A 20187-nucleotide genomic window follows, 5' to 3' on the forward strand; every position below is an offset into this window, starting at 1 on the left:
CTATTCAAAAAAATTTTCTTGCAAACTATATTGCTCTCCCGCTGTAACATCATATTGGATCAGTTGATATGCTTGATAAATTTTTTCTTGTGCTTTGTTCAAGCGGGCTTCTTTGCCCCATTGTCCACTTTGATAATACATTCCTTTTTCAAAAGCGGGCAGCTCTTTTTGCAGAGCGACTAATAAATTTTGGAAGCCGGTCATCTGCAGCTGTCCTTGTTGAAATAGATCCGCCGCAAAATAAAACGGACTGGTCGTCACTTGTTGAGCAGTCAATTCATGGCGATTGTCATACATCAAAAATTCTGTTTCATGTAATCGATAGCCTTGATTGGCTGATTGGATCGTATCAGAATAAATTCCCGGCAAATGATCACCCCAAAAAACGACTAGCGTTCGTTCAGGCAATTTATCTAATTTTTCCAAGAAATTTTTTAGTGCTTCACTGCTGTAGGCAATATCTTGCAAATAACTGCGGTCTGCAGAGCTGTTATCTCCTTTAGCGATATAAGGCAGGTCTGCATATTTATCTTCGTAAGGCATATGTGTCTGCATCGTCACAAGATGCAAAAATTGCGGCGTCTTGTCTTTCAATTGAGCCAAGATTTCTTTATATGCCGACTCATCAGAAATGTAGGGATTGTTTTCGAGCTTAGCTGTGTACTTCATTGTCTTTTCATCTAAAAATTGATCAAAACCAAATGTTTGATAGACATCTTTCCTTTTATACATCGAAGTATTGTACGGATGGATCGCCGTTGTCTCATAGCCGCGTTTTTTTAACGTCCCTACCAACGACGGAAAGGAATCGAACTCTGGGACTAACATTGTATACGGCGTGGTCATCTGGGCATTAAAAAGCGCCATCGAAAAACCAGTCAATGCTTCAAATTCAATATTTGCTGTCCCGCCACCATAATTTTGCGACAACATTTGCCCGCTGTATGTTTGTTCAGCTACTGAACGGTAGTCCTGCAACGGATCCCCGCCTAAAATTTCCAATCCCTTCAGACGTTGCGGATCAGAAAAACTTTCGCTCATGACATAAACAATGTTTGGTTTTTCAGCGGCAGACTCCTTTTCTGCTTGATACTCATCAACTACTTCTTTTACCTTGGCTTTAGAATAATTTTTCGGTTTTTCCATCGCGTCTACCGGCAAGTTGTACAAGAAGCCGCCGATAAAACCGGTATTGTAATAGTTCATCTTCTGACTATAAGGAATCCACAAAGCAGTCTTGTTATACGCTTTACGCAATAAATTAGCTTGCTGATTGAAACTTCCGACATAGAGCAATAAACTGCTGGTCAAAACAAAACCGACGATGCGGATCCATTGCTGTTTCTTGCCTAATTTTAGACTTTTCTTCCAACTAAAAAAGACGACACACGCGCCGGCTGCTATAAGCAATAAAAACAAAAGAAAAAGCGGGAGCCCGACTATATCGCGGATCATGCCAAATTCGATAATCATTTTTAAGTCATCTGGATAAATTGGTTCCATTCGATAATTCATTTTTAAAGAATTGGCACTGCCGATTCCGATCGTTGCTAAAAGATATACGATACTCCCCAGCTTCAGCGAGCCTAAAAAACTGCTGAGCCAGCCATAAAGAATAAGCAGCACTAAACAGCCTAAAAAGAATTTTTCCGTATGCCAAGAAAAAGCAAATTTAAATGCCAGATCAAATGAAAATTCGTTTTGCGTCAGTTGAAAAAAAAGATTTGAAACAATGATTAAACTTAGCACGCCACCAATTTTCAGCAGCTGCTGCCAAGGAAGATTTCGAAATTTTTGCATAGTTCTCTCCTATCCATGAGTTCTTAATTAGTTTAGCGAGAAAACTAGCTAAAGTAAAGAACACGGAAAGCTTGATCAACTTCTTTTCTAACTATTGGCTATAAAAAAAAGTTCAGCGAAGACAACTCTTCGCTAAACCGTTTATTTCCAAAAATCATCAAAAATCGTAATTGGCAGATGCCGTTTATGCTGCGTTTTAGTCCACCAAGCTTCAAGCGTTTTCTGAGCCTCGGTATCAATCGCTTTACCTTCTAAATAATCATCGATATCATCATATGTTACACCTAAAGCAACTTCATCGGCGACTAATGGCTTGCCGTCTTCCAGATCAGCCGTTGGAACTTTCAAGTACAAGGCTTCTTCTGCACCTAATTCTTTCAGCAGCAATTTTCCTTGCCGTTTATTCAAACGGAATAATGGCACAATATCCGCGCCGCCGTCACCGAATTTGGTAAAGAAGCCGGTGATATTTTCAGCGGCATGATCGGTGCCGATGACTGCGCCCTGATTGTCGCCGGCGATACCGTATTGTGTGATCATTCGCTGACGCGCTTTGATATTTCCTTTGTTGAAATCACTGATGGCGACACCCGCTTCTGCTAAAGCCGCAACTTGCGCATCCACTGCAGGTTTGATATTCACACTTAAACTAATATCGGGTTTGATAAATTCGAGTGCTTTCTTAGCATCAGCTTCATCAGCTTGCGTACCATAAGGCAAGCGAACAGCGATAAATTTATAGTCCGCATCGCCCGTTTCTTGCCGCATTTCTTCCATTGCAAGTTGTGCTAAACGACCGGCTAATGAAGAATCTTGTCCCCCGCTGATCCCTAAAACAAACGTTTTTAAAAACGGATACTTCTTAAGATACGACTTTAAAAAGGTTATACTTTTACGAATCTCTTCTTGTGGGTCAATGGTTGGTTTGGTCCCTAATTGTTTGATGATCTCTGCTTGCAACGTCATGAAAAATCTACTCCTTTAATTGCCTTGTTCTGTTTTCATCACAGATTTACGTACTTGTTCCATAATATTATTCTTATGGTTCCAGCATTCTGTAGAAAGATCGACTGGATATTTTTGCGGATTAAGACCGCGTTTGTATTCTTCCCATAATGAATCCAGTCTGTCTTTAGCAAACTGCTTGACTGTTTCTAAGTTCGGCAGTTCATAAATTCGTTTTCCGTCCACAAAAATATCTTGCAAGATTGGCCGTGCTTCAAAATCTTTCACGGTTTTATTGATGTATGGATAGACTGGGTGGAACATGTAAATTTCATCTTGTTTACGCGGATCCTCATTCCACAACGTCACGTAATCTCCTTCTGACTTGCCATCAGAATTGCGGGTGATTCGCCAAACTTGTTTTTTGCCGGGAGTCGTGACTTTTTCTGCATTGCTGGAAAGTTTGATCGTATCCACCATTTCACCTTGCTCATTTTCAATCGATACTAATTTAAAGACTGCCCCGAGCGCTGGCTGATCATAAGCGGTAATCAATTTCGTACCCACGCCCCAAACATCAATTTTGGCATGCTGCATTTTTAAGTTTTGGATCGTGCTTTCGTCTAAATCATTTGAAGCATAGATTTTTGCATCCGGGAAACCGGCTTCATCTAATTGTTGACGCACCCGTTTAGAAATATAAGCCATGTCGCCGCTGTCGATCCGTACACCTAAGAAATTGATCTTATCGCCCATTTCTTTCGCTACTTTGATCGCATTTGGCACACCCGATTTGATCGTGTCATACGTATCAACTAAAAAGACACAGTCGCGATGTGTTTGAGCGTACGCTTTGAATCCGTCGTAGTCATTGCCATACGATTGGATCAGTGAATGCGCGTGAGTTCCGCTGTCTGGGATTCCAAAAATTTTTCCTGCGCGGACATTGCTTGTCGCATCCGCTCCGCCAATATAGGCTGCGCGAGTTCCCCATAAAGCAGCATCCATTTCTTGTGCCCGACGTGTTCCAAATTCTAACAATGGATCATTGCCAATCACTGATTTGATCCGCGCTGCTTTAGTCGCGATCAGTGTTTGGAAATTTACGATATTTAAAAGTGCCGTTTCGACTAGTTGGCATTGCAGCAGTGGGCCTTCCACTTGAATGATTGGTTCATTGTTAAAAACCAACTCGCCTTCTACCGCTGAACGGACTGTACAAGTGAATTTGAAGTCGCGTAAATAATCGATAAAATCTGATGGATATTTTTCGACCTCGGCTAAATATGCCAAATCACTTTCACTAAAAGTCAATTCTTCCAAATAATTTACAAGTCGTTCAAGACCGGCAAAGATGACATAGCCATTATCGAATGGCATATTGCGGAAGTAACACTCAAATACGGCCTGAAGATCCGCTCGACCTGTCTCCCAATAAGTTTTCATCATATTGATTTGATAAAGGTCCGTATGAAGTGTCAAACTGTCATCTTTGTACAACTTTTTCATAGTCATGCTCCTCATTCGTTTTAGTAATTTAAACTATTTTGTTCATTATATCATAAGAGGTCTGAGTGAGTCGTTCTAGCTGACCAACTGCGGCAAGAAATTTTGAACATAAAATGTTTAAAAGAAAACACAAAAAAGCCGCGACAGTTGATTGCCGCAGCTTCTGCTAAAGAACAGCCTCGCTGTTTAGCAAATCGCTGGATCTTTTTTCATCTCCGTATGCTCAACTTGTGTTTAACACAGGCTATTTCACTATTACTTTAGTCAGCATTATTTTGAAATTTTGTATTCTACCGCGATGATATCTTTGTAGGATTCTTTCGGGCGCAATCCTGCTTCTAGGATCTGTTTTTTATAGCCAACGTTTACGATAACATCTTTTCGTTCGACTTTTAATACACGACGGATGATCGTATCCACTTCTTGATGGCTGATTTTCCGTTGACGATTTAATAACAACAAGTCGATCGTATCAAAACGATCCACATAAATAATTTTTGTGCGATCATATGCATATAATTTGAGCAGCTTTACCGCTTGCCGATTATCAAAGAAATACTTGGTTAAATTAGGATATAACGTCTCCAAATTAACATTGCTGTTTAACGGTGTCTCAATCAATTTCATTAACATTCTCCTATCTTCATCTATTTTAGTTTACATGAGTTATTTTTCATTTCGCTGATTATTTTACCATACCGATCAACTGTTTTTTTATGAATGGAATATTTTTATAAAAAAAGAAAAAAATCCTGAGACAAATGTCTCAGGATCACTTTTATTGTGCTACATATTCAACTTTAATTGTTTTTTGAACATTTTCTGCCGCCAGCTTGCCGGAAGTCAATGCCCAAGCATTATTCGCCCCAGATGGCGAATCACTGCCCATTACACCTCCGACTACTTCACCGGCTGCATACAATCCGTCAATCGCTTGATCGTTGCGGTTCATAATCTGCAAATCACGATTTGCGACTAATCCACCCATCGTTGTTGCAAATCGAGGTTTCTGTTCAATCAAGTAATAAGGACCTTCCCCGATTTTTTCTTGCAAGAACTCTAATTGACGTTCAAAGTCTTCATCTTTTTGTTTTTCTACCCAGCCATTATAGCGTGCCACTGTCTCGACTAAACTTTCGTAAGCCATTCCAGCTTTTTCTGCTAATTCTTCCAATGTAGCCGCTTTGAAAAATTGCGGCGCCTCGTTTTCGTTGCTCATCCAGCGCGCTAAGTCCTCGCGTGTGATGCCGCCTTCTTCCACAGCGTCAGCAAAGAGTTCAAAATGTTTGGCATCCAACAATAAAAATAACATTTGCGGATCTTGTTCCAGCAGTACTTCTAAGATTTCTTTATTACTTGCCCGTTCATTGATTACTCGTTTTCCTGCAGGATTTACCAGCAGTCCATTGCGTTTTAATACTGCAAGATTTCCGCCAATCGTTGATTTCGCATAACCTTGCGAAACTTCTACCCCATTTGGATAGATTTTCCCATATTCCATCAAACGAGTAGCCGCATTCAATTCTGGCGTCGTAGTCATCAAGATTCCGTCGCCCGTCGAAGATTTTGTTCCATAGAATAAAATATTATTCAATTTATCACTTAACAGATTAGGATTGTTGCCATAGCCGCCAGTTGTCAAAATCACTGCTGACGCATGGATGTTATGGCGTTTGCCAGTATCTTCCACAGCTGTTAAACCGGTGACTTTGCCCTTGCCATCAGTCAGCAAACTTTCTGCTTTTGTTTGCAAATAGATATTTACGTTGCTTCTTTCCAATGCTTTTCTAGCACTTGCAGCAAAACCATGCCCGCCATCTTCATAGGCTAGCTCACGATTTTTTCGATACTCAGCTAACGTATGCAGTCCTGTCTTCATATCGTATTCAACGCCCAAATATTCATGGACCCAATCAGTTGCTTCACCAACATTTTCTGCTAATGTCTGCAACAATTCAGGAACATTTAAACCACTGCCGTTAGCTAAAAAGTCTTCTACCATATATTCCACTGTGTCGTCAGTAACTCCGGCTGCCGCTTGTAATTTCGAGCCCATGACCACTTGATTTCCACCACTGATGGAGATCGCACCGCCAACAAAACTCATTTTTTCTAGTAAAATCGTTTTTAAGCCCAGCTGATCAGCTCGTAATGCCGCTGCTATTCCCGCAGCACCTGAACCGACAATGACAACATCAGCCGTTTCTTCAACGACTTCTTTTGACCAGTGAATAGTTGGTTTCGGCCGAGCTTTTAATACTTCCACGCTGGCGCCTGCCATTTCTACCGCTTCTGCTACTCCGTCAATCAAACCTTGACTAGAAGCCGAAGCTCCGGAGATTACATCGACATTCAAGGTTTGGCCTTCGATGATTTGTTGTGGCAAACGAATAAATACTTGATCCGATAAGCCTTCAGACTCATTACTTTGATCCGCCTCGATTTTTTCGATCCGTTCTTCTGAGAAAGTCACATTCATTGCAAGTTCGCTATTGTGACCTTTTGCTTCCACTGTATAGGTACCAGGTTTGAAAGTCAGTTTTACTTTTTGCAATTCTTTTAGTCGTTCATGTTTGCGCTTCTCTTCTTCTGGATCAATGACCATATATGCCATGAAATTCCATAATGGGGTTGGGATCAACAGTTTACGCTGCGCATCGACATGCGCATAGTCGATTACTTCTTTATTTTCTTTGATCATATTTACCCAGTTTGGTTCGATCAAGAAACCTTTACCAACTGCTAATAAATCATAACCTAATTTCAGTGCATCTTCAGCATCTGTTCGTTGCAAGATCGACCCCACACCCATGATTGGGATTTGAGCCAATACCGGTGAACGTTGTGCCAAGTATTTTGTGATCAACGGTTCTGGATCCTCTGATTCCACAATCGAAGGACGCGTATAAGCACCCATTGAAAAATGGAAATAGTCTGGACGCAATTCCGCAAGCGTATTCAATAAATACATCGTGTCTTCAAAATGGATCCCTGGTTCTTCCAACTCTTCAGGTGAAAAACGATACCCAATAATAAAGTTCTCGGCCTCTTGCTCAGCAACCACTCGTTGAACCTCACGCATTACTTCTAATGGAAATTTTGCGCGTTTTTCACGACTGCCGCCCCACGCATCTTCCCGTCGATTAGAGTGCGGAGAGAAAAATTGCTGCAAAATAAATGTGTTGGCGCCATGGATCTCTACTCCGTCAAAACCAGCTTTGATCGCACGACGCGTCGCATCACCAAACAAAGTGATCATTTCTAAAATTTGTTCTTCCGTCATCTCACGCGGAACAGGCGCATTAGGCCGTAACGCCGCTACAGGACTTGCAGAAATTGGCGTCGCTCCGCCATTGATTTCAGGCCAAGCCATCCGACCAGCATGATAGATCTGCATGATAGCTTTTGATCCTTTTGCTTTGATCGCCGTTGCTAATTCAGCTAAACCTGCGATTTTTTTATCCGTATCGACACCTAAAGCTCCCGGAAATCCGCGGCCTTTGTCCTCGACAAAACAGCTTTCAACAATGATTGCCGCCGCATCGCCTGAACGAAATGCATAATAGTCGATAATTTGTTGTGTGATCTCACCATCATAAAAGGCAGATTGAGTAGTCATTGGCGACATAAACAGACGATTTTTAAAACTTGCTCCTGATGACAACTGGGTCTCATCGAATAAATTTCTTAACATATGGTTCTCCTTTCAGTATGAACACGTAATTTTTAATATGTAACTAATTTCACATGAATAAACAGACACGCGACAAAATAAAAGTTCTTAGCAGCTGCCTGCTCATCAATAATCTTTCAGCTGTCACAAACCCTCTGCTTGATAATTTATGAACAAGAGTCCGCGCTTCTTCTTACGCTCATTGTAAGAAATTTAATTAATAAATTCCAATAGTTTATTTTCATATAATCAATAGATAAAATTTATATATAGTGACTAGCTCTCATACTGCTCAATGATCAAGAAATATTTTCAGGATAAAAAAAGACTAGGATATTGTTCATATCCTAGTCCGTTGTATTACATGCTGTTTTGACCGGTTGTCCAAAAATAATTCGAGCTAAATATCTTTCTTGACTTTTAATTAGCTAAACCAAACTATTTTTACTAACCTTTTTTACATTTAAAGCTTGATTACATCATGCCGCCCATCATTGATGGATCCATTGCTGGTGCCGCTGCTCCGCCTTCAACAGGTTTGTCAGCAACAACTGCTTCAGTTGTTAATAATAGAGCTGATACAGAGGCTGCATTTTGTAAAGCTGAACGAGTAACTTTCGTTGGGTCAACGATACCCGCATCGATCATATTGATATATTCACCAGTTGCTGCGTTAAAACCAGTGCCATGATCCGCATTTTTCAATTTGTCGATCACGACTGAACCTTCGAAACCAGCATTTTCAGCGATTTGACGAACAGGTTCTTCTAAAGCACGCACGACAATCTTGATACCAGTAGCTACATCGCCTTCAGCATCTAAGTCAGAAACTTTTCTGATTACGTTGACTAATGCAGTTCCGCCGCCAGAAACGATTCCTTCTTCAACAGCAGCGCGTGTTGAGTTCAACGCATCTTCAATCCGTAGTTTCAATTCTTTTAGTTCTGTTTCAGTTGCCGCACCGACTTTAACTACTGCAACACCGCCAGCAAGTTTTGCTAAACGTTCTTGTAGTTTTTCACGATCAAAATCAGAAGTTGTTTCACCGATTTGACGTTTAATCATTTCAACTCGATCTGTCAAAGCAGCTTTATCGCCAGCACCTTCAACGATTGTTGTATTGTCTTTATCAACAACTACTTTACCAGCAGTTCCTAAGTTTTCGATCGTTGCTTCTTTAAGATCTAAACCAAGATCTTCTGTGATCACTGTTGCACCTGTTAAGACTGCGATATCTTCAAGCATTGCTTTACGACGATCACCAAAACCAGGAGCTTTTACTGCTACTACATTAAACGTACCGCGGATTTTGTTTAAGACTAAAGTTGGTAAAGCTTCGCCATCAACGTCATCAGCGATGATCAATAGTGAACGAGATTGTTGCAAGACTTGTTCTAACAAAGGCAAAATGTCTTGGATGTTCGAGATTTTTTTGTCTGTGATCAAGATATATGGATTTTCTAAAGCTGCTTCCATTTTATCGTTGTCAGTTACCATGTATTGTGATAAGTAACCACGGTCAAATTGCATTCCTTCAACGACATCTAATTCTGTATCGATTCCTTTTGATTCTTCAATTGTGATAACGCCATCGTTACCGACTTTTTCCATTGCTTCAGCGATTAGTTTGCCGACTTCTTCACTACCAGAAGAAACAGCCGCAACTTGAGCGATCGCATCTTTTGAATCGACAACTTTAGAAATGCTGTGTAGTTCTTCCACCGCTGTTTTTGTTGCTAATTCGATTCCGCGGCGGATTCCCATTGGGTTTGCGCCAGCAGTCACGTTTTTCAACCCTTCGCGAACGATTGCTTGAGTCAAGACAGTCGCTGTTGTTGTACCGTCACCTGCGATGTCATTAGTTTTTGAAGCTACTTCAGAAACAAGCTTTGCGCCCATGTTTTCAAAATGATCTTCTAATTCGATGTCTTTTGCGATCGTTACACCGTCATTAGTGATCAATGGAGAGCCGTAAGATTTTTCCAGAACAACATTACGTCCTTTTGGCCCTAATGTTACTTTTACTGTATCTGCTAATTTGTCTACACCGCGAAGCATTGCTGCACGTGCATCTTCAGAAAATTTAATATCTTTTGCCATGATTCTTTCACCTCATTAATTTTTTATTCTACAATTGCCATAATATCTTTTGCAGCGATGATCAAGTATTCACTGCCGTCATATTTAACTTCTGTACCTGCATATTTTTCAAACATTACCATATCACCAATAGCTACTGGCATTGGACTTTTTTGACCATTTTCCAGTACATTCCCTTCACCAACTGCCACAACTTTCGCTGTTTGTGGTTTTTCTTTGGCCGCAGAAGCTAAGACTAGGCCTCCAATTGTTTTTTCTTCTTCTTCAGTGACTTCAAGAACGACACGATCACCTAATGGTTTTAACACGATAAATCCCTCCAACTAGTAATGATTTTTAATAATTAGCACTCAATAACCAAGAGTGCTAACTCACATTTCTTATAATACCATTTCTAGTTCTTTTTGCAAGTCCTTCGATTGCTTTTTTAAATTTTCTCCTACTAAGCGATCAAAGAAATTATGCTATACTTTAACACAACAAGTATCCAGAAAGGAAAACGTATGAATAAAAAAATATATAGCTTCGTTACGATCTTTACTTACGGATTGGTTTTGTTTTCGCCTATTATATTTCAAGGGTTCTTTCAGGCAAGTTCGGCACAGATTATCCAGCTGACAACCTTCGCTTATTTTATCGGCGCACTGCTGATGATTTTTTATCGCTTCAAATCGCAGCTATTCAGTCTGGAGAGCCAGAAAAAAAATGTCCCAATCACAATTTTAATTGGAATCATCGGTGTCCCGGTTTCTTTATTACTGCAGATGGTCATCTTGCAGATCGAACAGCGGTTTTTAGGACAATCTGTTTCTTCTCAAAATACGCAAACGATCGTCCAATTAATCCAAGATAATATGATTTTTATTTTAGCAACAACGATCGCTGGACCGATTATGGAAGAATTTGTCTTTCGGCGCGCGATTTTTGGTTCATTGGAAAAAAGATTCGGCTTCTTCATTCCGGCACTGCTGAGTTCGGTACTTTTCGCATTAGCACATAATGACGGTCATTATCTTTTATATGCTGGATTAGGTTTCTTATTCTGCGGAATGTATCACTATAGCGGACGAATCTGGACTTCGATGATCACTCATGTGGGGATGAACCTATTAGTTGTGTTGACACAACTAGCCCTGCAATCTTAATCTGTTTCGCAATACAAATCTTTTGCCTTTTTAGGAAAATCTTCTTAAACTGAGTGTACTTAGTCTAAGAAGATTTTTTCTTAGGAGCTAAATTATTTTAACAATCTAAAATAATCAGTAATAAGGAGGTCATTTTATGAAATTAGCAATTATCGGCGCGACTGGACACGCCGGATCTTTGATTTTACAAGAAGCGCTAGCTCGTGATCTAGCAGTTACAGCCGTCGTCCGTCATCCAGCAAAATTAACGGTGGATGTTCCCGTTTTAGTTAAAGATTTATTTGATCTTACAAAAGCAGATTTGGCTTCATTTGATGTAGTGATCGACGCCTTTCGTCCCCCAGTTGGTCAAGAAGAACTGCATCAAACATCGCTAAAACAGCTCAGCACTATTTTACAAGGAACAGATACTCGTTTGATCGTTGTCGGCGGCGCTTCTTCTTTATTTATCGATGAGACCCACCGGATGATCGATTTTTCTGATCCTAAGGCTGATTATTATCCAACGGCTTACAATATGTACCAAGCATTTTTAAAGTTAAAAACCGCAGATGGCGTAAATTGGACCTATCTAAGTCCGGCCGCAAATTTTGTTCCAAATGGCGAACGCACTGGAAAGTATCAACTTAGTGACGATCACTTACAAAAAAATGCAGCAGGTTATAGTGAAATCAGTATGGCCGATTATGCTATCGCCATTATCGATGAGGTCATTGAGCCGCATCATCTAAATCAGCACTTCAGTGTCTACAATTAAAAAGCAAAAAGGACTGCGACCTGATTAGGCCGCAGTCTTTTTTTATGAATAAATGTTTTCGCGCAGGTCGCTTGTTGATAGACCCACCTTTTGCTATACATTTTTCAGTAAGAGTCTAAATTGCAAATAATTCAGTCGCACTGTCGGGGTCGGTATCAAAGATTTGAAACTGATGGTTTACTCCAAGATCATACCGCGTCAAAGTTTCTTCCATCGTCATATGCGCCAATTCTTTCATATTATTTTCCCTGCTTAGATGTCCCAAGTAAATACGTTTTGTCCGATCACCTAGAATATCAGTCATGACTAAGGCTCCGTCATCATTGGACAAATGTCCTCGGTCTCCCAAAATCCGTTGTTTCAAACTCCAAGGATACGCACCCATACGTAGCATTTCTAAATCATGATTGCTTTCAACTAAATACGCATCGGCATCACGAATCGTTCCTCTGACTTGTTCGCTGGCATAACCTGTATCAGTCAATGTCACAAACGAGTGGCCATCTTTATAAAAACGATAGAACTGCGGTGCTGCCGCATCGTGGGAAACACCGAAACTTTCAATATCGAAATCGCCAAAAGTCAGAACTTTTCCCATTTCAAAGATATATTTTTGTGCTACATCGATTTTTCCAATCAAAGGAGCCATCGCTTCCCATGTTTTTTCATTGGCATAAACAGGTAATTTATATTTTCTTGCAAGCACTCCAACGCCATGGATATGATCCCGGTGTTCGTGGGTGACTAAAATTGCATCTAGATCCTCAGGTTTCCGATCGACTTCTGCTAATAATGAAGTGATCTTTTTCCCGCTCAAGCCAGCATCGACTAAAATACTTTTTTGCGGACTCTCTAAGTACAAAGAATTACCCGTACTTCCGCTAGCTAAAATGCTGACATTGAAGGCATTATTTAATTCTAACATGAGCACTTAGTCCTCTCTTTTAAAAACTGTTCTCAGTATACAACCCTTTTTAGGGATTTTCCACCTTCGGAACTAAATTATTCGTAATCACTTGGTTGTTCAAGGCGTTGACTTTTTCAATTTGTGTCGTCTTGTCTGACGTCTTTATCTTGACGAACCAAACAGGAACATAAACATTTTTTTCTCGTACTTCAAGGGTTTTGAAGTAGCCAAGATAAATATTGGTGATCGTTGATTTATTAGGAATATTATTATTGATGTACAACGTGTTTAAAATCTCTTTTTGTGAGTACAGCGCCATTTTCTCCCGTAGCGGTTCGATCTCTTTCACTCGCGTCTGGGTGTATTTTACTACTTGTTCTTGGTCATTGCTGTCGTCTATATCCAATGTTACCCGCGAAGTTTCATCGATAAACGGGATGCCTTCATAACTTTGAGCGCCCACGATTTTCCCTAGATCGTCATCTTTTTTAGAAATATCCGGCAAGTACGTATATTCTTCACCGTGCATAATAAATTCTTTATCCTTCATTAAATGATTGAAACTATTCGTCGCCTTCTTTAAATCAAAGGTCGCTTCACTCGTTGGATAATTGGTCAAAACCCGATCGGAAACATTCGAATTTTGGGCGATCATTTGATTCGCCGCGTCACTTACTAAAGAATCAAAATTATCTTGTTCCGCGCTTAAATAATACCCTTCTTGATGCGCTTCAGAAATTTCATCCTTGATCGTAATGTCATCATTTTCCAAACGGCGCATAATGTCTTCTCGCTGATTTGAATTCGTGACCAAACTCTGCTCATGCTGGTTGCTCCAATAAATGCTGAAAAGAAAGATATTCAGCCCCATAAAAACGAAAAGAAAGATCCACTCGATTTTTCTAAAATCCAATTAGTTCGCCCCCGTTTCTAGGTTTCCTTGCATCAGCTGATTAGCAGGATACCACGTGTTGTCATATTTGACGAACCATTCTGGAGTCAAAGCTACTAATTTATTTACGCCATCGATGTCCTGCCAACTATATCCAATGATATAATTTTGAACCTTCGTAAGATCAATCCCGACTGCGGCCAGATTATTTTCAACTTCCAAGGTGCTTGGCAGCTCGACTTCTTCATCAGAAGGAATCGGTACTTGGACGGTATCCATACTAGTTTCGATCGTGACCTGAGGCGTTGAAGCATCCGGATCTTGTTCGACCTTGACGCTCATCTTGCCTTTTGATGAGTTACTGAAGACTGGGTAGCCTTCAACAAATATCCGATAATTGATCTGTCCTTCGTGATGATCGAAATAGCGTAAGTTGCCGACTGCTGTTCCCAAGCGGCTGACGTAGTTGAAACTTTGGCTGTAGACACTTTCATTGGTCAAATCCGTTGGCAACTCGCCTTTAAAGGTGACTAACCGTTTTTGTTCGTCCATCATCAGTTCTTCATGACCGCTGACAAAAGAACGTGTACCGCTGGCTTCTTCCTCACCTTTTGCTTGATCCGGATTGCGGAAAAAGGCATTGCGGAACAGTGAATACGATTGTGTCGTCAAAATGTAACTGTATTTTTTCAAACGAACTCGATCTTTGGTCCGCAACAAGCGCGGCACTACAGGATCTTCATCAGACATCGCTAAATAACGTGTCTGATTTTTTTGAAAGATCGTTGTCAGCCCGGTAAAATCTGCTGAGATCGTCGCTTCGTACACAGTCCCTTTATTGTAATTCAAAAATCGAATCTTTTTCTTAGCGAAGTCGACTTGAATTTGCGAAAAAGTAATTTTTGTGCCTTCTTTTAGCGAGTCCAAGCTGACCGGCATATCAAAAACCTTTACATACTCGGACAATAAAAAGCCGCCCTCGTAATTTAACTCGATTCCATCATCTAAATTGTAATATTCTTTGATTTCTTCTGTATTTTGTGCAACTTCATGAAGCTGACCGTACGTTCCTTCAGTTAACCGAGCTTGCGTCGTTGCCAATAAATTCTCACTGCTAGTTTGAAATTTTCCTTCGGCTACATTCCAAATTCCTCGGATTGGTAAAAAAGCATCGGTCGCTTTTGCGTAGTTCTGATCATTTTTTACTGCTTGCTTGCTAGTATTCACATTAGCTGTTTTAGAAGTTGGGCTCAGCCAAATAGCATAGGTCAAGACAAGGCTCAGCAGGATCAAAACGCCTAGCGCGGCGCGAAGGATTTTTTCTGATAATTTCATTCCCAAATATCCTCCTCATAAGGTTCATAAGGTAAAGAAATATAGAATGTTGACCCTTTACCTTCGACACTTTCAACCCAGATTTGACCTTGATGGGCTTTCATGACTTCTTTAGAAATCGCCAAACCTAGCCCTGTCCCGCCTTGTTGACGAGCCCGTGCTTTATCCACTCGATAAAAACGTTCAAACACTTTTTCCAAATCTTTTTTAGGGATTCCCAAACCTTCATCAGAAATGCTTAAAACTACATTATTATGAGTTTCCATTAAGTGAACTGAAATTTTTCCGCCGTCTGGTGAATACTTGATCGCATTGTTCATAATATTGTCGATAACTTGCATGATTTTATCAGTATCGATTTCAACCCACAAATCACGTTCTGTAAATTCGCGGACGATCCGATAATTTTTCTCTTGGCTAGTCACCATCATATCAAAGCGATCCAACGCATAATCGACCAATTCGTTAAAATTCACCAATTCCAGATCCAACTGCTGAGCGCCTGAATCCATCCGAGATAGATTCAGCAGATCATTGATCATCCGAATCATCCGGTCGGTCTCGCCGAGCGTTACATGAATAAATTGTGGAGCGACGATCTCATCTTTCCACACACCTTCTTCCAACGCTTCTAAATAACTGCGAACACTCGTTAGCGGCGTCCGTAATTCATGGGAAACATTTGAAACAAATTGGCGGCGCTCTTCCGCTGTTTTTTCTTGTTCAGTAACATCATGTAATACGACAACCAGTCCGCTGATAAAGCCAGATTCGCGGCGAATCATCGCAAAATCTGAACGCAGTGTCATCCGATCTTCATCCAAATCGGATTTCGAGCGCTCAATCAAAATTTCTTCCGGTGCTTCTAATAATTTCCGCAACGTATATTCTTCTTCTAGATCAAGCAACGTCAAAATTGATTGACCGATTGCTTGCTCACTTGTCGTGTGTAATAACGACAACGCCATCTCATTGATCGTGATGACTTTCCCACGGCGATCCGTAGCAATGACGCCATCTGTCATGTGCGTCAAAACACTATCTAATCGATTTCGCTCCGCTTCCATCGTATCTTGCGCGTCTTCGATTCGGTCGGATAATTTATTGAAGGTTTCTGCCAGTTGGCTCAATTCATCATGGCCTTGTACATCAACTTTCTCAGAATAGTCGCCTTGAGCGATTCGAACCGCTTGTTTTTGCATCTCTTTGATCGGTTTAGTAATCGATCGTGCTACTAATAACGACACGATGATCGAAATCAAACCGGCGATCAAAGATGCGGTAAAGAAAATCAAGGCAGTATTGCTGATCTCCGTATATTTTTGTTCAATGTCGCTTTTAACATAAAGAGCCCCGATCACAGCCGAATCGCCGGTCGGGGACTGAATAGGTTGGACATTGATACACACGCGTTTATTATTGTCATCCAGTGTCACATACTGTTTTATTGAAAAGTCATCAATATCGCTGTATTCATTTTTCTTGCCAATGATCGAATCTTTTTGGCCCACATCGTTGGTAGCTATCACGATCCCTTTATCGTCTACTACCCACATTTCAGTGATGTCAGCGGCGGTATTATTCTCAAGGATGCGTTGCAGCTGTGTTCCCTCATTCGCGCTGTCTTCTGCCATCGCAGTCCCGAGGGTCGTACTCAGCAGTGAAACACGCTGATTCATATCTTTTGTAAAGTTGTTGATCGTTGATGTCTCAAGTCCTCGGATAAAATAAGCACCGATGATCTCAATCGAAATCAGTAAAATCAAGATAAATGAAAAAGCGATCTTAAAATTGACTGATCGGTAAAAACGGACTCTCTTTTCCATACTTACTCCTGTTCAGGGTTGCGTAGATAATAACCTACGCCTCTTCTTGTTACTAAATAGGTCGGATGACTCGGATTGTCTTCGATTTTTTCCCGTAAACGGCGAACAGTCACGTCCACAGTCCGAACATCACCAAAATAATCGTAGCCCCAAACTGTCTGTAATAGATGTTCACGAGTCATCACTTGACCGATATGTTTGGCTAAGTAATGCAGCAACTCAAATTCACGGTGAGTCAGTTCAATCGTATCTCCGTGTTTGGTGACCATATACGCATCTGGATGGATCGTCAATTCGCCAATCGTCAAATCACTTTGTGTCGTTTGTTCTTCTTCTTTAGGTGCTTGTCCGCCTCGGCGCAAATTGGCTTTGACCCGTGCGATCAATTCACGGTTGGAAAATGGTTTCGTTACATAATCGTCTGCCCCTAGTTCTAAACCTAGAACTTTATCGATCTCAGAATCTTTCGCCGTAACCATAATGATCGGCATTTCATGGGTCTTGCGTACTTCACGAGCCACTTCTAAACCGTCTTTTTTAGGCAACATCAAATCTAATAAAATCAGATCTGGATTGACTTCTTCGACTTTTTTCAAGGCTTCTTCACCGTCAAACGCAGTAAAGACTTCATAGCCTTCTTTGGTTAAATTGAATTTTACGATGTCCGAAATCGGTTTTTCATCGTCAACTACTAGAATTTTTTTCACTAAGAGTCACCTCATACCTTTTTAAAGTTGTATGTACGCTTCACCATTATACAATAATTTCACTACTGTTTCATCTTTTCAAATAGATGACGATTTTTTTACAACCATTACTTAAGGAAAACTGAAAGAAGAGGTTGCGACATGTCGCAACCTCTTTACAAACGAGCAAACCAAAAATTGCATAAACTACAAACACTTTCGTTAGCTTGCCCGTTCTTTATTTGCTTTTTACAAACGTTCAACACTTTAGTCCAACACTTGGCAGACGACGCCTAACGAACCAGGCCCGGTATGAACTGAAAGTGCCGGTGAAACTTTCCCAAAGTAAATATTTTCCGCCGTTGGAAATAATTCAAGCAGACGTTGATAAACTTTTTCTGCCGTTTCCATCGCATCTGCCTGCGTTACCGCTAAATTGAAGCGTTTGTGATTGCCGACATGGGCTTTCACTAATTCGATTGTTTTATCGATACTCTTATTTAATCCTCGTACCTTGGCGACAGTGTAATAAATGCCGTCTGGATTACATGAAATGATTGGTTTTAATTTTAGCGCACTGCCCAGTAAAGAAGCCACTAACCCGATGCGTCCGCCTTTTTGTAAATATTCCAGCGTATCGACGTTGAAAAAAATTTTCGTTTTTGCGATTTTGCTTTCTGCTTCACTGATAACTTCTGTGAACGATTTTCCTTGTTTGACTAACTCACCTGCGTAGATAGCTAATATCCCAGCTCCAATCCCCACATTTTTCGTATCGATCGAATGGAAAATCAAGTCTTCATAATGTTCGCTGAGTACTCGCAGTGCATTATACGTCCCGCTCAATCCGCTGGAAATCGTCACAATGATTACGTGCGTGTAGCCTTGAGCTTTGATTTCGTCAAAGATCTGATGGATCAATTCGCCGTCTGGTAAAGATGTTTTGGGCAACTCCTTTTTGATTAGCGGAAAAATATTATCTGAACTGATATCGATCCCATCACGATATTCTCGGTCACTAAAAATGATCCGCAGCGGCACCATAAAAAATGGTCCATTATCAATAACTTCTTTTGGAACATCTGTCCCAGAATCAACTAGGATCGCAATTTTTTCACTCATCATTTTCGCCTTCTTTCTCTTTATCCAATTGAATGATTTTTTCAGCTAACATTTTTTGTGTAAACGAAGCGACAGCACTTTCCATCGCCAAATAATGTAACTCCTTACTGTTACGTGTCAAACTGACTTCTTCTCCTAAAATAATTTTAGCGACTTGTATCAGCGCATCCTCTTGGACCGTACAAAAACTGTTGTAAGCATCTTTGGGTTCATTGTTTGCTAACTGTATCCGGATCAGCTCATTGATATCTGGAATCGCAAAAACTTGCTTCAATAAAGTGATTGCGATCAAATAGGCTAAATGATTCCGGTTATACCTTTTTTTGACTGGCGGCGGTACTAATTTATGTTTCACATAGTTATTGACCATCGCACTAGATAAAAGTTGATGCTTCTCATCTTCAATCAATGGTGCTAAATAACGGTCAACTAGAGTAATAACTTGATCCATATATAATTCTAATTCAGGTAGTTCTTCCCAGCGAGGCAAGCGTAATTCTTTCAATCCTGCTGCCCACGATCTAAGATTTGTATCTTCCATCATTTGAACCCCTTTCATCGGTAGTTTATCAAAATTATGATAATTATACAATATAGTTTTCTAAACTAGATAAATAAAGCGGTTTTAGTACGGATTTTTTTAGTTTATTCTTGCTTTTTTATTTTCTCAGTGCTAACATATGAAAGTACTTTATTTGGGCCGTTAGCTCAGTTGGTAGAGCAGCTGACTCTTAATCAGCGGGTCGCGGGTTCGAGCCCCTCACGGCCCATTGGGTGCCAAACCCACGTCACCAGTGCATTCTTGGCTACTTCGGTAGTTTCGAAAAGAATGTGCGTGGTGACTTTTTTTGTGTTTGGGTATGGTTTTAACTTTATTGATAATGCTGCATCTAACGCATGTACTCGCTAGTACACGTAATATTTTCAACAATTTACTCACTTTGTTAAAACATCAGTTCTTCTTTAAGAGGGTTACTATCAATGACCTGCCGCAATTAGACAGCGTTAGCCACTTTAAAATGTCTTCGCAATTATGCGGACTCCCTTCGTTCACTCTTTCGATTTCCAAACAAACTCCAATCAATTATAATTCTATGAATAAACACGCTGTTAAAATCATTCGTTTTTAATTTTTCGATTGACTCATTCTAATGTTACAAATATTTTTTATAAAAAAATTCTGATTAAGTCCTAAATCTAATGTATTATTAAGAATATAATTGAAGGTAAAAGATCAATAAATCCATCACACCCTTGATTTAACGCGTTAAATCAAGGGTGATCATCTATCTGTTTTTATTGAGCTAGAATTCTATACCTAGATACTTCTATTTTGCTGTTAGATGAGTTTAACGAAAAAATTCTCATCTTTTTTTCATAATCCGCTTGACAAGTCTTTATTTTTTTTATACGATTACTACAATAATTTTTTAAAAATTCTGACAATAAACGGGTGGTTGCTATGATGAAATCAACGATACTTTTTAACG

The 20187-nt window shown here is 40.2% G+C and carries 16 protein-coding genes and 1 tRNA gene; 3 read left to right on the forward strand and 14 right to left on the reverse strand.

Annotated elements, in window-relative coordinates; all coding sequences use genetic code 11:
* The 7 genes from FFM63_RS06855 to groES form a co-directional block, all read right to left on the reverse strand.
* Nucleotides 1–1800 (reverse strand): sulfatase-like hydrolase/transferase, encoded by a 1800-nt coding sequence (locus FFM63_RS06855; RefSeq protein WP_137609578.1) that lies wholly within the window; start codon nucleotides 1798–1800, stop codon nucleotides 1–3.
* Nucleotides 1801–1941: 141 nt separating this feature from the next.
* Nucleotides 1942–2766, reverse strand: coding sequence for an NAD(+) synthase (gene nadE, locus FFM63_RS06860; RefSeq protein ID WP_137609579.1), 825 nt, complete (start codon nucleotides 2764–2766; stop codon nucleotides 1942–1944).
* Between the two features lie 15 nt (nucleotides 2767–2781).
* Nucleotides 2782–4254 (reverse strand): nicotinate phosphoribosyltransferase, encoded by a 1473-nt coding sequence (locus tag FFM63_RS06865; RefSeq protein ID WP_137609580.1) that lies wholly within the window; start codon nucleotides 4252–4254, stop codon nucleotides 2782–2784.
* Nucleotides 4255–4524: 270 nt separating this feature from the next.
* Nucleotides 4525–4881 carry a DUF1827 family protein gene (locus FFM63_RS06870; protein ID WP_137609581.1) on the reverse strand — a complete coding sequence of 119 codons (357 nt, stop codon included), beginning with the start codon at nucleotides 4879–4881 and terminating at the stop codon, nucleotides 4525–4527.
* Between the two features lie 151 nt (nucleotides 4882–5032).
* Nucleotides 5033–7948 (reverse strand): NADH-dependent flavin oxidoreductase, encoded by a 2916-nt coding sequence (locus tag FFM63_RS06875; RefSeq protein WP_137609582.1) that lies wholly within the window; start codon nucleotides 7946–7948, stop codon nucleotides 5033–5035.
* Between the two features lie 453 nt (nucleotides 7949–8401).
* Entirely contained in the window at nucleotides 8402–10027 is a 1626-nt protein-coding gene (gene groL, locus FFM63_RS06880; RefSeq protein WP_137609583.1) for a chaperonin GroEL, read from the reverse strand.
* A 23-nt stretch (nucleotides 10028–10050) separates the two neighbouring features.
* Nucleotides 10051–10335, reverse strand: a complete 285-nt coding sequence (gene groES / locus FFM63_RS06885) for a co-chaperone GroES (RefSeq protein WP_137609584.1) — start codon at nucleotides 10333–10335, stop codon at nucleotides 10051–10053.
* 195 nt (nucleotides 10336–10530) lie between these two features.
* On the opposite strand from groES, the gene FFM63_RS06890 reads away from it, so the two are divergent.
* Both FFM63_RS06890 and FFM63_RS06895 read left to right on the forward strand, forming a co-directional pair.
* Entirely contained in the window at nucleotides 10531–11172 is a 642-nt protein-coding gene (locus FFM63_RS06890; RefSeq protein WP_137609585.1) for a CPBP family intramembrane glutamic endopeptidase, read from the forward strand.
* Nucleotides 11173–11308: 136 nt separating this feature from the next.
* Nucleotides 11309–11929, forward strand: coding sequence for an NAD(P)-dependent oxidoreductase (locus tag FFM63_RS06895; RefSeq protein WP_137609586.1), 621 nt, complete (start codon nucleotides 11309–11311; stop codon nucleotides 11927–11929).
* 115 nt (nucleotides 11930–12044) lie between these two features.
* Here the strand turns inward: FFM63_RS06895 and FFM63_RS06900 are convergent, their stop codons facing one another.
* The 7 genes from FFM63_RS06900 to FFM63_RS06930 all read right to left on the reverse strand — a co-directional run bounded on the left by FFM63_RS06900 (nucleotide 12045) and on the right by FFM63_RS06930 (nucleotide 19238).
* Nucleotides 12045–12854, reverse strand: coding sequence for an MBL fold metallo-hydrolase (locus tag FFM63_RS06900; protein ID WP_137609587.1), 810 nt, complete (start codon nucleotides 12852–12854; stop codon nucleotides 12045–12047).
* A 49-nt stretch (nucleotides 12855–12903) separates the two neighbouring features.
* The gene (locus tag FFM63_RS06905) at nucleotides 12904–13749 is read right to left on the reverse strand and encodes a two-component system regulatory protein YycI (protein WP_137609588.1); all 846 of its coding nucleotides are present in this window, start codon (nucleotides 13747–13749) and stop codon (nucleotides 12904–12906) included.
* Entirely contained in the window at nucleotides 13750–15063 is a 1314-nt protein-coding gene (locus tag FFM63_RS06910; protein WP_137609589.1) for a YycH family regulatory protein, read from the reverse strand. It abuts the gene before it with no gap.
* Nucleotides 15060–16889: a cell wall metabolism sensor histidine kinase WalK gene (gene walK / locus FFM63_RS06915; RefSeq protein WP_137609590.1), complete on the reverse strand. Its 1830-nt coding sequence runs from the start codon at nucleotides 16887–16889 to the stop codon at nucleotides 15060–15062. The genes FFM63_RS06910 and walK overlap by 4 nt, the downstream gene beginning before the upstream one ends.
* Nucleotides 16890–16891: 2 nt before the next feature.
* On the reverse strand, nucleotides 16892–17596 hold the full coding sequence (gene yycF / locus FFM63_RS06920) for a response regulator YycF (protein ID WP_137609591.1): 705 nt from the start codon (nucleotides 17594–17596) through the stop codon (nucleotides 16892–16894).
* A gap of 246 nt (nucleotides 17597–17842) precedes the next feature.
* Nucleotides 17843–18700 (reverse strand): DegV family protein, encoded by an 858-nt coding sequence (locus tag FFM63_RS06925; RefSeq protein WP_137609592.1) that lies wholly within the window; start codon nucleotides 18698–18700, stop codon nucleotides 17843–17845.
* Nucleotides 18690–19238 carry a DUF1836 domain-containing protein gene (locus FFM63_RS06930; RefSeq protein ID WP_137609593.1) on the reverse strand — a complete coding sequence of 183 codons (549 nt, stop codon included), beginning with the start codon at nucleotides 19236–19238 and terminating at the stop codon, nucleotides 18690–18692. The genes FFM63_RS06925 and FFM63_RS06930 overlap by 11 nt, the downstream gene beginning before the upstream one ends.
* A gap of 156 nt (nucleotides 19239–19394) precedes the next feature.
* Here FFM63_RS06930 and FFM63_RS06935 point away from each other — a divergent pair.
* Nucleotides 19395–19467, forward strand: a tRNA-Lys gene (locus FFM63_RS06935).
* Nucleotides 19468–20187: the final 720 nt, after the last annotated feature.

The sequence above is a fragment of the Enterococcus pingfangensis genome (assembly GCF_005405205.1).
Lineage (GTDB): Bacteria > Bacillota > Bacilli > Lactobacillales > Enterococcaceae > Enterococcus_A > Enterococcus_A pingfangensis.